We start from the raw sequence: 13743 nt of genomic DNA, 5'->3' as shown, positions 1-13743 counted from the left end.
CTATTCTGCGTCCGTTTCGACCGCGTCAGACGGCAGTATGTGCAGTCCGGCGCGACTCTTCAGCACCGGCACCGTCGCCTCGTCGGGGTCGAAGTACGACGGCCGGGCGATGGTCTTCGACTCGTACGTCTCGGGGTCTAACACCTGTACGGAGTGTTCGTCCTCGACGGTGACGACGGTTGTCTCTTCTGCGTCCTCGGCGGTTCCGAGCGTCCGCGCGTCGGGCGTCTCGCCCTCCTCGAACCGGGCTTCGTACTCTTCGCCGGTGTCGAGGCGGACGCCCTTCAGGTTCCCTTGGACGCTGCGGACCAACACGGGCCCGCCGTCGTCGTCGTCGGGGTCGATGATTTCGCCGGGCGTGAACTTCGGCAGGCGCACGGCGTAGGTGACGCGGTACACCTCGTTGCCGTCGCCGTCCTCGGTGACGAGCGTCGGGTACTCCTCGAAACTCCCGCCGAGTTCGCGGACGATGCGCTTGGAGACGCCGCGGCCCATCTGGTTCGTCGATATCTTGATGTCCGGACCCTCGGGCGTCTGGTTTATCTCCGAGATGAACGCGTCCCTGTCGCCCTTCTCCTCGCGGGCGGCGATGTACGTCTCGGCTATCTCGGTGGCCCGCGCCTGTTCTTCCTTCGTCGGCGTGCGGTCGTTCGCGCGCACTTGGACGGTGCTGGAGTAGTATCCCCCGGCGATGCGACCGCACCGCTGGCACGTCTCGCGGGAGATGCGCACGGGAACCGTCACGTCCTCCTCGACGTACGTGCCGCGGACGACGCCGGAGAACGTGCAGTGGATGCGGATGCTGTTTTCGTCCACCTGTTCGGCCTCGATTCCCCAGCGCACGTCCTCGGCTTTGAGGTGGACGCCCAGCGACTCGCTCACCTCCTCGATTGCGATGTCGGTGTAGTCGCGCGCGCCGACGTCCACCCACCGGTTGCCGCGATGGACCGCCCCGCACTGCGAGCAGACGCGGACCTGAATCTCGTCGGGCGCGTCTACCAACTCGAAGTCCTCGAAGTAGCACTCGTTACAGAGCACCTCGTCTCGCTCTCGGGGCGTCCCGGGGAGCGGTTCGCTCCGCTCCGGAACCGGGTCGCCGCAGCGCGGACAGAAGTCGCCAGAACTCATTCGTACGGCGTAGGCCGCGAGGACTTTTAAGGTGCACGACAGGCGCGTCGTCCGCCGTTCGGCGGCGTTCTGCAGGAGTCGGTCGTTCGGCGTCGGTTCGCCGGGAGTCCGCCGTCCGGGCCGCGGCGTCACCGCGTCAGCGACGGCCCCGGCACGGACTCCGATTCCGCCTCGCGCCACGAGTGCTCGGGCTCCCAGTCGAGGTACTCCGCCGCCTTCGCCGTCGAGAGCGCCGACGCCTCGCCGTCTATCGCGCAGTCGTCGGGGAGTCCGCCGAAGAACTCTTCGACCACCTCGGCGGTGGGGCGGCCGAGGTAGTTGTCCCCGGCGGCGGCGTGGAACGCCTCGTGGCCCTCGAAGTCGGCGTCTACGGCGGCGGCGACGATGCTCGCCACGTCGCGCACGTCCACGTAACTCCAGAAGTTGCCCGCGCCGCCCGACAGGTCGCCGGACTCGGCCACGTCGCGGCAGTTGTACTCGCCGGGATACTGTATCCACGACGGGCGAACCGCGGCGACGGGGACGCCGTACCGCCGCGTCACCATCTTCGCAACCTCCTCGCCCGCGACTTTCGACGCGCCGTAGGGGTCCTCCGGACGCAGGGGGTGCGACTCGGTGACGGGCAACTCGTCGGGGAGCGTCTTCTCCTCGGCGAAGGGGAACCCGTAGGCCGATTCGCTGGACGCCCAGACGACGCGCGCACCCGCGCGGCCCGCGCCCACGAGGACGTTGTAGGTGGCGAGCGTGTTCGTCTCGAAGACGCGTCCCCCCGCGTGCCGCGTGGGGGAGGGGAGTGCGGCCCAGTGGACCACCGCATCGGGGGCAAGTTCCGCGAGGAGGTCCAACGCCTCGCCCCTCTCGGTCAGGTCCGCCGCGCGGAAGTCAACGTTCGCGCGGGCGTCCACCTCGAAGCCGGGGTGGTCGATATCGACGCAGACCACCTCGTACTCGTCGGCGAGGGCGTCCGCGATCCAACGACCGGACCGACCGCCAGCGCCGGTGACGACGACTGTCTCCATGCGGACGACGACGCGGTAAACCGCCATAGTTCCCCTCCCTCCAACAGCGTTTATTATCCTGAGCGCGAAGTGACTGTATGGAATGGAAACGGGATTGGGGACTGCGTGGGCGCATGGCGTTCACGATGTTCCTGCTCTTCGCCCTGTACATCGTCTTCGTGGCGGTGCTCGTGCGAACCGGGTACGTAGTCGCCCTCCCCTTCGTCGTGTTGTTCCTCGGCGCGCAGTTCTTCTTCAGCGACAAACTCGCGCTCTACAGCATGGGCGCGAAGGAGGTGTCCGAAGAGGAGTACCCCGAGTTGCACGCGACCATCTCGCGCCTCTCCCAGCAGGCGGACCTGCCGAAACCGAAGGTGGCAGTCGCCGACTCGCGCGTCCCGAACGCGTTCGCCACCGGACGGTCCCAGAAGAGTTCCGCCGTCGCCGTCACGACCGGTCTCCTCCGAACGCTCGATAGAGACGAGTTAGAGGGCGTCCTCGCGCACGAACTCGCGCACGTGAAGAACCGCGACGTGATGGTGATGACCATCGCGTCGTTCCTCTCGACGGTGGCGTTCATGGTCGTCCGCTGGGGCTTCTTCTTCGGCGGCGGCAACCGCGACCGGCAGGGCGGCGGCGTCCTCGTGGCCGTCCTCGCCTCCCTCGTGGTGTGGATAATCTCGTTCTTCCTCATCCGCGCGCTCTCGCGCTACCGCGAGTACGCCGCGGACCGGGGGGCGGCGCTCATCACCGGCAGGCCCTCCGCACTCGCCTCCGCCCTCCAGAAGATATCCGGGCGGATGGACAGCGTTCCGAAGAACGACCTGCGGGAGCAGTCGGAGATGAACGCGTTCTTCATCATCCCCATCAAGAGCGGGTTCGTCGGGAAGTTGTTCTCGACGCACCCCTCGACGGAGAACCGCATCGAGCGACTCCGCCAGCTCGAACGCGAGATGGAGACGGCCTGAACCGATGGGCCTGTTCGACTCCATCCGCTCCGTGCTCGGAATCAGCGCCGAGGCCGACGCGACGCGCGACGCCGACCCCGAGGACCTGTTCGGGATGAGCACCGCCTACCTGACGATGGAGGCGGACTTAGGCTACGACTCCGTCGACGCGGCGGCCCTCTGTTTCTCCTCCGTCGACAGCACGGACTTCGAACAGACCGTCTCCGAGGTTGAGGCCATCCTCGGCGCGGGCGAGGAGGAGACGGGGACGACGTTCGAGGTGCGCGAGGACTCCCACGGGTGGGAGTGGGTCGTCCTCGAAGACGACGACCCCGAGGACCTCGTCACGAGCGTCCACTTCGCCGCCGACGAGTTCATCGAACGCGGCTACGGGTCGCGCCTCCTCGCCGCCGTCTTCGGCTTCGAGAAGGAGGGCCAACGCGCGTACTGGATATACTCGTTCCGCCGCGGGGCGTACTACCCGTTCGCGCCGGAACGCGGCAAAGAGCAGAACGAACGCGTGCTGATGAAACTAGAGTCCGTCCTCGACGGCGAACTCGAAATCGAACCGGACAAGGAGTACTGGTACCCGATGTGGCCCGACCGCACCGGCGGCCACCCGTGGGAGTGACGCCCCCTCGCCGCGGTAACGTCTCTCGTTCGATTCCCTTCGTCCGACCGTCTCCCGTCCGACCCGACCCGCTCCGTTTTCGGTCCCGATTTTCTCCGCGCGACGCCGATTCGTCCCCGCCGAGAGGGTTCGTCCGTCGTCGCCGTCGAGATACCCATCTCACTTGAACGTTCACCGATTCGAATCTGTGACCCCGCCGCAGTCCGCCGGTTTCACTTTCACTCCGCTGTTAACGAGGCTTTATGTGGGTATAGGCCCGAGGAGAAAGTACGATGGCAGAAGACGATCTAGAGAGCCTCCCCGGCGTCGGTCCCGCGACGGCGGACAAACTCATCGAGACGGGATACGAGAGCTACCAGAGCATCGCGGTCGCGAGCCCCGGCGAACTGTCGAACAAGGCGGACATCGGCAGTAGCACGGCGTCGGACATCATCAACGCGGCCCGAGACGCGGCGGACATCGGCGGTTTCGAGACCGGGTCGATGGTCCTCGAACGGCGCGAACAGATCGGCAAACTCAGCTGGCGCATCCCCGAGGCCGACGACTTGCTCGGCGGCGGTCTGGAGACCCAGTCTATCACCGAGGTGTACGGCGAGTTCGGTGCCGGGAAGTCGCAGGTAACCCACCAGATGGCGGTCAACGTCCAGCTTCCGCGCGAACACGGCGGCCTCCACGGCAGCTGTATCTTCATCGACTCCGAGGACACGTTCCGCCCGGAGCGTATCGACGACATGGTCCGCGGTCTGGACGACGAGACGCTTCAGGCGACGATGGACGACCGCGACATCGAGGGGACGCCGGACGACGAAGCGGCGATGCAGGAACTCCTCGACGACATCCTCGACAAGATTCACGTCGCGAAGGCGTTCAACTCCAACCACCAGATCCTCCTCGCGGAGAAGGCCAAGGAGCTCGCCAGCAAGCACGAGGACACCGAGTATCCGGTCCGTCTGGTCTGCGTGGACTCTCTGACCGCTCACTTCCGCGCCGAGTACGTCGGCCGGGGCGAACTCGCGGAACGACAGCAGAAGCTCAACAAGCACCTCCACGACCTGATGCGCATCGGCGACCTGTACAACTCCATCGTCCTCGTGACGAATCAGGTCGCGTCGAACCCCGACTCGTACTTCGGCGACCCGACGCAACCCATCGGCGGGAACATCCTCGGGCACACCTCGACGTTCCGTATCTACCTCCGGAAGTCGAAGGGCGACAAGCGTATCGTCCGCCTCGTGGACGCGCCGAACCTCGCGGACGGCGAGGCGGTCATGCGCGTACAGGACGGCGGTCTGAAGCCCGAGTAAAGCCGCTCAGGGTACGGTCGCAGTCTCCGCGTCACTCCGACGCACGCATTCCCCCGGGTCACACCGGATTTCCGTTTCTTCGGCGTTCGCTTTCCCGTTTTTGCCACAATTCGATAGTAGCGACTCCGCGCGCGAGACGAACGAGAGGAGAGAGACGGAGAGCGTTACTCTTCGGTGGTCGTCCGGTCGATGTCGATGTCTTCGCCCTCGTAGAGTTTCGCGCCGTCCTGTGCGACTTTCTCCGCGAGGACGGCGCACTTGATTCGCATCGGCGAGATGTCCACGCCGAGCATGTCGACGATGTCGTCGCGGTCCATCGCTTCGAGCTCCGAGAGCGTCGCCCCCGGGAGCGTCTGGGTGAGCATGCTCGCGGAGGCCTGACTGATGGCGCACCCGTCGCCGGTGAAGCTGACGAAGTCGATGGTGTCGCCGTCGTCCTCCAGTTTGACGTGCATCGTGATGGTGTCGCCGCAGGAGGGGTTCTCACCGGTGTGGGTGAACGTCGGGTCCTCCATCTCGCCCTTGTTCCGGGGGTTCTTGTAGTGGTCCAGAATCTGCTGCCGATACATGTCGGAGCCCATGCCCATAGTTATCTGCGATACGGTGGTGCGGCCAAAAAGGGTTCCGGGGCGGGAGAATTCCGCGGCGAATCGCCCGAATCAGGCGAACAGTTGCCGCGCGTCGTCGATGGCCTCGACCAGCTTGTCGACCTCCTCTCTGGTGTTGTAGACGTAGAACGACGCCCGCGTGGAGGCCGGCACGCCGAGTTCGTCGTGGAGGGGTTGCGTACAGTGGTCGCCCGCGCGAATCGCGACGCCGTGGTCGTTGAGGATGCTCGAGAGGTCGTGGGAGTGGACGCCCTCTAAGTTGAAGCCGACCAGACCGCCCCTGTCGTCGCCGGGGGGGCCGTAGATTTCGATGTCGTCGAAGGCGGCGAGTTCGTCGTAGGCGTACTCCGCGAGATGTTCCTCGTGGGCTTGGACGTTCTCCATGCCGATGTCGTCGAGGTAGTCGATGGCCGCGTGCAGGCCGATGGCCTGCGCTATCGGCGGCGTCCCGGCCTCGAACTTCCACGGGAGGTCCTCCCACGTGGAGTCATCGTAGGTGACGCTGCGAATCATCGACCCGCCGAAGATGTAGGGGTCCGTCTCCTCCAGAATCTCCTCTTTGCCGTAGAGGACGCCGATGCCCGTCGGACCGAGCATCTTGTGCCCCGAGAACGCGAAGAAGTCCGCGTCGATGTCCTCGACGTCCACGGGCCGGGTCGGGACGGACTGCGCGCCGTCAACGAAGATGTACGCGCCCACCTCGTGGGCCATGTCGGCGAGTTCGGAGACGGGGACGACGGTTCCGAGGGTGTTCGAGACGTGGACCGCACTCACCATCTTCGTGGAGTCGTCGATGAGTTCCGTCGCGTGGTCCATGTCGAGGTAGCCCTCGTCGGTGATGCGGATGTACCGAACCTCCGCGCCCGTCTTCTTGGCTATCTGTTGCCACGTGACGAGGGAGGCGTGGTGTTCCATCTGCGTGAGGACGACGCTGTCGCCGGGGCCGAGCTCCTGCAGGCCCCACGCGTAGGCGACGAGGTTCATCGCCTCGGTGGTGTTCTTCGTGAACACGATCTCCTCGCGTCCGCCCGACGCGCCGATGAACTCGGCGGCCCTGTCGTGGGCGTTCTCGTAGGCGACGGACGCCTCCTGGCTGAGGTGGTGGATGCCGCGGTGGACGTTCGAGTTGTAGCCGTAGTAGTAGTCGACGATAGCCTCGACGACCTGTTTCGGCGTCTGACTCGTGGCCGCGTTGTCGAGATACACTAACGGCAGGGAGTCGTCTGGGCTCTCGCCGGGCGTCGTGATGTCGCCGCCGACTTTCCGTTCGAGGATGGGGAAGTCCTCGCGGATGGCCGCGACGTCAACTGGGTACGATTCCTGCGCTTCCATTGAAGACAGGTAGCGTCCACAGCACTAACACGTCTTCGGTCCCGGCGTCGAATCGAAACTGGATTCGGTTACGCTCCCCCGGCGTCGCGGTCGAAAACGGCCGCGCGACTCGTCCGTCGCGCCCTCCGTTCTCCCCGCCTGCGGAGGGGTGCCGTCGCTCTCGACCGTCGGAAATCGGAGTAAAACCGGACGCCGCGGGGTGCGTCCTCTCCGTACGGCGTCCGATGCAGAAGGCGAGCGTTCTCGTTCGCGTTACCGCATCCAGAGCAGTTGCGCGTGGCGCGTCTCGCCCACGTCGAGGACGGTTTCCTCGTCTACGATTCCGGCCTCGACGGCGACGCCGACGGCGCGTTCGCCGACGATGTTCGCCACCGTCGCGCGCGTCAGGCTCTCGACGACGGCGTCCTCGTCCGCGCGCGTCGCCTCGTCGCCGCCGTAGAACTCCTCGGTCACCTCGAGCGACACCGACCCGTTCTCGTACGTCTCGCCGAGGCAGTCGTCGTCGCAGACGGAGACGAGAAGCCCCTCCGGCGTCTGTCGTTCGCGGAGTAGCATCACCGGTCCTCGACGAGTTGCTGCTCTTGCTGCCTGCGGAGTTCGTTCGCCTGCTCTTGGACGCGTTCGGCTTCCTCGCTTTCCCCGAGTTCTTCGAGGGCGCGGGCCTTCTCCTCTAACACGTCGGCGGTTCGCATCCCGAGGCGGATAGCGTTATCGAACGCGTTCACGGCGTCCTCGTTCAGGCCGCGTTCTCGCAGGAAGAAGCCCCGGTTGTACCACCCCTGCGGGAAGCGCGGGTCGGCCTCGACGGCGCGTTCGGCGTGTTCGAGCGCCTCGTCCGTCTCGCCGAACTCCCAGAGGGCGTAGGCCAGATTCGTGTGCGCGTCCGCCTCGTGTTCGGCCGCGTCGATGCTGAGCGCCTCGCGGTACGCGCCTATCGCTTGGTCGTACTCTTCGAGTTGGGCGTGTGCGGCCCCCTTGTTCACCCACGCCTCCTGCTCTTCGGCCGACCCGTCCTCGGCGAACCGGGCGGCGCGTTCGAACGTCTCGGTGGCCTCCTCGAAGCGGTTTATCTGCATGTACGAGAGGCCGACGTCGATGAGCTGTTCTACGTCCACCTGGTCGGACGCGACGTTACGCTCGTCCAGCGTGTCCGTGATGACGCGCGTGTCCACCGGGTCCTCCTTGGTGGGGTCCATCTTCAACTCGGGCGGGTCCAGCGAGAACTCCTCGTAGTCCTCGTCGAACCCTTGTCCCTCGGAGAACTGGTGGGGACGGTCTCGCTCGCCGTCTTCTGCCATACGCCGCGGTTAGGTGCCGGGACGGTTAAGCACTACGTCACGGTGCGCCCGTCGTCCCCGCGGCGTCGTCTTCGCGGCCTCCGCCCAGTTCGACCGCCCGACGGCCGCCACCGCCGACATTTACGGTCGCGGCGGTCCGAATCCCCGTATGCGACTCTTCGTGAGTATCGACCTCCCCGAGACGCTGACGGAGGCCGTCGCGGACGCGCAAGCCCGTCTCTCCGACGCCGACGGCCTCCGGTTCACCGACCCCGAACAGGCGCATCTCACGCTGAAGTTCCTCGGCGACACGGATTCGGAGCGCGTCCCCGAAATCGAAGACGCGATGGAGTCCGCCGTCGCCGAGGCGGGCGTCGGCCCGTTCGACGCGACGGTCGGCGGGTTCGGCGTCTTCCCCTCGCTCGACTACATCAGCGTCGTCTGGACCGGTATCCGGGACGGCGCGGGCGCGGCGGAGACGACGCGCCTCCACGAGGCGGTCGAACGCGAGACGGTCGAACTCGGCTTCGAGGAGGAGTCCCACGAGTTCACGCCGCACGTCACCGTCGCGCGGATGGACGACGCGCGCGGGAAGGACCTCGTCCAACGGGTCGTCGAGGAGGAGGACCCGGAGTTGGGGACGTTCCGCGTCGAGGACATCCGGCTGAAGGAGAGCACGCTCACCGACGAGGGGCCGAGGTACGACACGGTGACGCGGGTGGAGTTGTAGTCAGTCGGCGTCGTTCGCCCGCGTCCGACCGGCGGTCCGCATCCGACGGAGTTCGCTTCGAATCGACTCCCGCTTCACGAGGACGAAACCGACGAAGATGGTGACGAAGCCGGCGACGGTGTTCGCGTCCAGCGTCTCTCCGAGGGCGACCCACCCGGCTATCGCGGCGAACACCGGGATGACGTACTCCATGAGGCTCACCTCGACCGGCCCGATTCGGCCCAGAAGCCAGAAGTACAGCAGGAACCCGCCCGCGCCGGCGACGACGGAGAGGTACGCCAGTGCCGCGAGAGCGCCGGGCGTCCACGACGCGTCGGCGTACGACTCCCACGGAAGCGCGAGGGTGGTGACGTGCAGGAACGCCGCGCCGACGACCATCATCCACGCCTGCGTGGAGACGAGGGGGAGCGCGGACTTCGCGTCGTGGGTCAATACCGCGCCGAGGGCGAACGCCACCGCGGAGGCGAGAACGAGGACGACGCCGCGGAGTTCCGACCCGAGGAGGTTCGAGGGGTCCGGGTCGGCGATGACGACGACGCCGACGAAGCCGAGCGTGACGCCCACCGCGCCGACGGGCGTCAGTCGCTCCGTCGAGGCGGTGAGGCGCGTCAGCGCCGGGGTGACGACGGGGATGAGGCCGAGTAGGACGGCGGCGACGGCGCTCGAGACGTACTGCTGGCCGGTGAACAGGAAGGCGTGGTGGACGCCGATGGTGAACACCCCGCCCGTCAGGACGGGAACCCACTCCGCTCGCGTCCGCGGGCGGAGCCTATCGCCCCGGGCGGAGGCGAGACAGAAGAGGAGCGCGGCCGCGAGCGTGAATCGGACGGCGGCGAACAGCGCTGGGGGAAGCGACCCGAGGCCGACTTTCGTGGCCATGAACGCCGTCCCCCAGACGGCGGAGACGAGAAGGAAAACCGCGGTAGTTCGGTGACGCATCGATTATCCAGTCGGGGTCGCCCGTCGTGAATGACTCGGTTTCGCGACGGTACTCCGCCGCAGTCGTCGGATTCGGACTGCGACGCTCTCGCACGGTGCGGGGCCGAAGGAACAAGATTTTATGCGGGCCAGAGAAAACATCGTCCACTATGAGCAAGAAGACGAAGGCGAAGAAGAAGCGGCTGGCGAAACTCGAGCGTCAGAACAGCCGCGTCCCCGCGTGGGTCATGCTGAAGACGGACATGGAAGTCACGCGCAACCCCAAGCGCCGCAACTGGCGGCGGAGCGACACGGACGAGTAACCAATGAGCGCAAGCGACTTCGAAGAACGCGTCATCACGGTACCGCTCCGCGACGCCAAGAACGTCCCCTCGCACGAGGCGGCGGACCGCGCGATGAAGCTCATCCGTCAGCACCTCGCAAAGCACTTCAAAGTCGAGGAAGAGGCCGTCCGTCTCGACCCCGACATCAACGAGGACATCTGGGCGCACGGTCGCCAGAAACCGCCGAGCAAGTTCCGCGTTCGCGCGGCTCGCTTCGACGAGGACGGCGAACCCGTCGTCGAAGCGGAACCGGCAGAGTAAACGGTGCTTCGCGCCTCCTTCGCCGGTTCGTCGTACGTCGGCGTCTTCGCTCGCGTCACCGACGACGTGCTCATCGTCCGCCCGGACGCGGACGACGGCCTCGTCGAGTCGATGAGCGACGAGCTCGGGGTTCCGGCCGTGAAGACGACCGTCGGCGGGTCGGGAACGGTCGGCGCACTCGCGACCGGTAACGAGAACGGCGTGCTCGTCTCCGCCCGTGCGACCGACCGCGAGAAGGAGGCGATAGCCGAGGCGGCCGACCTCCCGGTGACGGAGCTTCCGGGCCGAATCAACGCCGCCGGGAACGTCGTGTTGGCGAACAACTACGGCGCGTGCGTCCACCCCGACCTCTCGGAGGAGGCCGTCGAAGCGGTCGAGGACGGCCTCGGGGTGCCGGTCGAACACGGCGACCTCGCAGACGTCCGAACCATCGGCACCGCCGCCGTCGCAAACGACAGGGGCGTCCTCTGTCACCCGAAGTCCCGCGAACCGGAGCTCGAAGCGCTGGAGGAACTCCTCGACGTCCGCGCGGACATCGGGACGGTCAACTACGGCGCGCCCCTCGTCGGCTCCGGCCTCATCGCCAACGACTCCGACTACGTGGTCGGCGAGGAGACGACCGGTCCCGAAATCGGTCGCGTCGAGGACGCACTCGACTACATCGACTGAGCCGTTCGCGGACGGCCGTCGCCGCCCGACCGAGCGGTCGCACCGACTCTCCTCTCGCTGCTCTCGCCGTCGCTTTCGTCCGGCCGTTCGCGAAGAGTCTTCGCGGGCGGTCGATTACCTCCTTCGAACCCGGTTCGCTCCGTCTGCGGTCGAGCGTCGTTGGGTGTCCCGAGTAGGAAGATACTTCCCCGCGCATCCACACCCTCGGAGTATGAGCGAATTTACTGTGAGCGGTCGGTACCAGAGCCGCGACGGGTACCGTCAGTTCGAGACGACCGTCGAGGCTCCGAACGAAAACGTCGCCCGAGAACGGGTGTACGCCAACGTCGGCAGTCGCCACGGCCTCAAGCGCGTCCAGATTGACCTCGAAGACGTCGAGGAGGTGGCCGCCGCATGATGGGTGGCGGTCAGCAGCAACTTCAGCAGCTCTCGCAGGAACTGCAGGCTATCGACGAGGAAATCGAGGAGCTCGAAGGCGACATCGAGGAGCTCGAAGACGAGAAAGACGAGATAGACGAGGCCGTCGAGGCCATCGAGACGCTCGAAACCGGCTCCACGGTGCAGGTTCCGCTCGGCGGCGGCGCGTACCTCCGCGCGGAAGTGCAGGACATCGACGAGGTCATCGTCGGCCTCGGCGGCAACTACGCCGCCGAACAGGAGCAGGACGACGCCATCGACGCCCTGCGCACGAAGCAGGACGTCATCGACGAGCGCATCTCCGAACTCGAAGGCGAAGTCGGGGACCTGGAAGACGAGAGCAGCGAACTCGAACAGCAGGCCCAGCAGATGCAACAGCAGATGCAGCAACAGCAGATGCAGCAGATGCAGCAACAGCAGCAGAGCGACGACGACGAGTAAACACCCCGACCACGACGCGACGCGGTAGCGTCGCGTCCTAACCCCTTAGCACGATGTTTGACGGACTGAAAAAGAAACTCCAGAACTTCCGCGACGACGTCGAGGACACCGCCGAGGAGAAAGCCGAGGAGCAAGCCGAGGCGGCCGACCAGACCGCGTCCGGTGACGTCGACGAACAGGGTTCGTCGGCCCGCCAGACCGCGTCTGGCGACGACGTCGAGAGCGAGGCCGAGACGGATTCGGACGCGTCGGCGGCCGTCGCCGACGAGGCGGCGTCCGAACCCGACACCGAAGCGCCGACGGCCGACTCGTCGGCCGAAAGCGCCCCCGACACCGACGCCGCGTCGGCAGTCGGCCCGTCGGGCGCGGAGGACGCGTCCCCCGCCAAGGAGGCGGCGACCGAAGCCGAATCCGAAACGTCGGACTCGGAGGTCGAAATCGAACCGAACGCGACGGCGGACGCGTCGCTACACGCCGACCCCGAACCCACCGAAGAGGCCGAAGAACGGGTGCCCGACCAGTCCGACGACGTCGACGAGCGAAGCTCGTCGGCCCATCGGACGCAGTCCGATGACGTCGAGGCCGCGACGGACGCGGAGGCGGCGGAACCCGAACCGGACCTCGAAGAGGTCGCAGACGACGACGCGGAGTCGCCCGAACGGGAGTCCATCGCCTCCGAGGCGGCGTCGGAGGCCCTCGAGAAGGAGGAGAAGAAGAAGTCCGGCGCGGGCCGCCTGAAGCGCGCGGCGGCGTTCGCCACGGGGAAGATAATCATCGAGGAGGAGGACCTCGAGGACCCCCTCTGGGAACTGGAGATGGCGCTCTTAGAGAGCGACGTGGAGATGACCGTCGCCGAGGAGATTCTCCAGACCATCCGCGACAAGATGATCGGCGAGACGCGCGCCCAGGTCGACACCACGGGCGAACTCGTCGAGGAGGCGCTTCACGACGCCCTCTACGACGTCATCAGCGTCGGCCAGTTCGACTTCGACGAGCGAGTACAGGAGGCGGACAAGCCCGTCACCATCATCTTCACCGGCGTCAACGGGGTCGGCAAGACAACCTCCATCGCGAAGATGGCGCGCTACTTCGAGGAGCGCGGTCTCTCGACCGTCCTCGCGAACGGCGACACGTACCGCGCGGGCGCGAACGAGCAGATTCAGAAGCACGCCGAGAACCTCGACAAGAAACTCATCAGTCACGAACAGGGCGGCGACCCGGCGGCCGTCCTCTACGACGGCGTCGAGTTCGCCGAGGCCCACGACATCGACGTCGTCCTCGGCGACACCGCGGGCCGACTGCACACCTCCAACGACCTCATGTCGCAGTTGGAGAAGATAGACCGGGTGGTGGACCCCGACATGACGCTGTTCGTCGACGAGGCCGTCGCCGGACAGGACGCGGTCCAACGCGCCAAGAAGTTCAACGACGCCGCCGAAATCGACGGCGCAATCCTCACGAAGGCCGACGCCGACTCCAACGGCGGCGCGGCCATCTCCATCGCCTACGTCACGGGCAAGCCCATCCTGTTCCTCGGCGTCGGGCAGGACTACGACGACATCGAACGGTTCGACCCCGAGTGGATGGTCAACCGACTGCTGGGCGAGGAAGAGTAGCCGGACGGTTTCTCCCGTCTCTCTCCGACCTCTCTCCTTTCACTCGACTCCGCAAATCGAGAGCGACGTCTCTCTAACTCCGATTCGGTGTCGGTAGAACGCGCGGGAGATGTCGCTCACGA

General features: G+C 66.4%; 17 protein-coding genes. 10 read left to right on the top strand and 7 right to left on the bottom strand.

Translation table 11 applies throughout. The annotated features are described in order from the left end of the window. On the bottom strand, window positions 1–1128 hold the full coding sequence (locus BLS11_RS14145) for a 60S ribosomal export protein NMD3 (RefSeq protein WP_092538619.1): 1128 nt from the start codon (window positions 1126–1128) through the stop codon (window positions 1–3). A 128-nt stretch (window positions 1129–1256) separates the two neighbouring features. Next, on the bottom strand, window positions 1257–2147 hold the full coding sequence (locus BLS11_RS14140; RefSeq protein WP_092538618.1) for an NAD-dependent epimerase/dehydratase family protein: 891 nt from the start codon (window positions 2145–2147) through the stop codon (window positions 1257–1259). Between the two features lie 77 nt (window positions 2148–2224). Between BLS11_RS14140 and htpX the strand changes: the two genes are divergently transcribed. The 3 genes from htpX to radA all read left to right on the top strand — a co-directional run bounded on the left by htpX (window position 2225) and on the right by radA (window position 5008). Continuing rightward, entirely contained in the window at window positions 2225–3094 is an 870-nt protein-coding gene (gene htpX / locus BLS11_RS14135; protein ID WP_092538393.1) for a zinc metalloprotease HtpX, read from the top strand. A gap of 4 nt (window positions 3095–3098) precedes the next feature. Beyond that, a complete protein-coding gene (gene pspAB / locus BLS11_RS14130; protein ID WP_092538392.1) occupies window positions 3099–3704 on the top strand; it encodes a PspA-associated protein PspAB in 606 nt (201 codons plus the stop codon). Between the two features lie 272 nt (window positions 3705–3976). Then, the gene (gene radA / locus BLS11_RS14125; RefSeq protein WP_092538391.1) at window positions 3977–5008 is read left to right on the top strand and encodes a DNA repair and recombination protein RadA; all 1032 of its coding nucleotides are present in this window, start codon (window positions 3977–3979) and stop codon (window positions 5006–5008) included. Window positions 5009–5172: 164 nt separating this feature from the next. Here radA and sufU read toward each other — a convergent pair whose 3' ends face one another. The 4 genes from sufU to BLS11_RS14105 form a co-directional block, all read right to left on the bottom strand. Beyond that, window positions 5173–5595, bottom strand: coding sequence for a Fe-S cluster assembly sulfur transfer protein SufU (gene sufU, locus BLS11_RS14120; RefSeq protein WP_092538390.1), 423 nt, complete (start codon window positions 5593–5595; stop codon window positions 5173–5175). 72 nt (window positions 5596–5667) lie between these two features. Then, window positions 5668–6948, bottom strand: a complete 1281-nt coding sequence (sufS, locus tag BLS11_RS14115; RefSeq protein ID WP_092538389.1) for a bifunctional cysteine desulfurase/selenocysteine lyase SufS — start codon at window positions 6946–6948, stop codon at window positions 5668–5670. Window positions 6949–7200: 252 nt separating this feature from the next. Next, the gene (locus BLS11_RS14110) at window positions 7201–7503 is read right to left on the bottom strand and encodes a DUF424 domain-containing protein (RefSeq protein WP_092538388.1); all 303 of its coding nucleotides are present in this window, start codon (window positions 7501–7503) and stop codon (window positions 7201–7203) included. Beyond that, window positions 7503–8246 (bottom strand): tetratricopeptide repeat protein, encoded by a 744-nt coding sequence (locus BLS11_RS14105; protein ID WP_092538387.1) that lies wholly within the window; start codon window positions 8244–8246, stop codon window positions 7503–7505. The genes BLS11_RS14110 and BLS11_RS14105 overlap by 1 nt, the downstream gene beginning before the upstream one ends. Before the next feature lie 148 nt (window positions 8247–8394). On the opposite strand from BLS11_RS14105, the gene thpR reads away from it, so the two are divergent. Then, entirely contained in the window at window positions 8395–8955 is a 561-nt protein-coding gene (gene thpR, locus BLS11_RS14100) for an RNA 2',3'-cyclic phosphodiesterase (protein WP_092538386.1), read from the top strand. On the opposite strand, the gene BLS11_RS14095 is transcribed toward thpR, so the two are convergent. Beyond that, window positions 8956–9894 carry a DMT family transporter gene (locus BLS11_RS14095; protein WP_092538385.1) on the bottom strand — a complete coding sequence of 313 codons (939 nt, stop codon included), beginning with the start codon at window positions 9892–9894 and terminating at the stop codon, window positions 8956–8958. 149 nt (window positions 9895–10043) lie between these two features. Here BLS11_RS14095 and BLS11_RS14090 point away from each other — a divergent pair, with 149 nt between their 5' ends. The 6 genes from BLS11_RS14090 to ftsY all read left to right on the top strand — a co-directional run bounded on the left by BLS11_RS14090 (window position 10044) and on the right by ftsY (window position 13621). Further along, window positions 10044–10196, top strand: coding sequence for a 50S ribosomal protein L39e (locus BLS11_RS14090; protein ID WP_092538384.1), 153 nt, complete (start codon window positions 10044–10046; stop codon window positions 10194–10196). Window positions 10197–10199: 3 nt separating this feature from the next. Then, window positions 10200–10478: a 50S ribosomal protein L31e gene (locus BLS11_RS14085; RefSeq protein WP_092538383.1), complete on the top strand. Its 279-nt coding sequence runs from the start codon at window positions 10200–10202 to the stop codon at window positions 10476–10478. Between the two features lie 3 nt (window positions 10479–10481). Continuing rightward, window positions 10482–11147, top strand: a complete 666-nt coding sequence (locus BLS11_RS14080; RefSeq protein WP_092538382.1) for a translation initiation factor IF-6 — start codon at window positions 10482–10484, stop codon at window positions 11145–11147. A gap of 211 nt (window positions 11148–11358) precedes the next feature. Beyond that, on the top strand, window positions 11359–11544 hold the full coding sequence (gene rpl18a / locus BLS11_RS14075; protein WP_092538381.1) for a 50S ribosomal protein L18Ae: 186 nt from the start codon (window positions 11359–11361) through the stop codon (window positions 11542–11544). Further along, window positions 11544–12005, top strand: coding sequence for a prefoldin subunit alpha (gene pfdA, locus BLS11_RS14070; protein WP_092538380.1), 462 nt, complete (start codon window positions 11544–11546; stop codon window positions 12003–12005). The genes rpl18a and pfdA overlap by 1 nt, the downstream gene beginning before the upstream one ends. Before the next feature lie 53 nt (window positions 12006–12058). Beyond that, window positions 12059–13621, top strand: coding sequence for a signal recognition particle-docking protein FtsY (gene ftsY, locus BLS11_RS14065; protein WP_092538379.1), 1563 nt, complete (start codon window positions 12059–12061; stop codon window positions 13619–13621). Window positions 13622–13743: the final 122 nt, after the last annotated feature.

It is taken from the genome of Halopelagius longus (genome assembly GCF_900100875.1).
Taxonomy (GTDB): Archaea; Halobacteriota; Halobacteria; order Halobacteriales; family Haloferacaceae; genus Halopelagius; species Halopelagius longus.
This window is presented reverse-complemented; position numbering and strand designations above follow the sequence as displayed.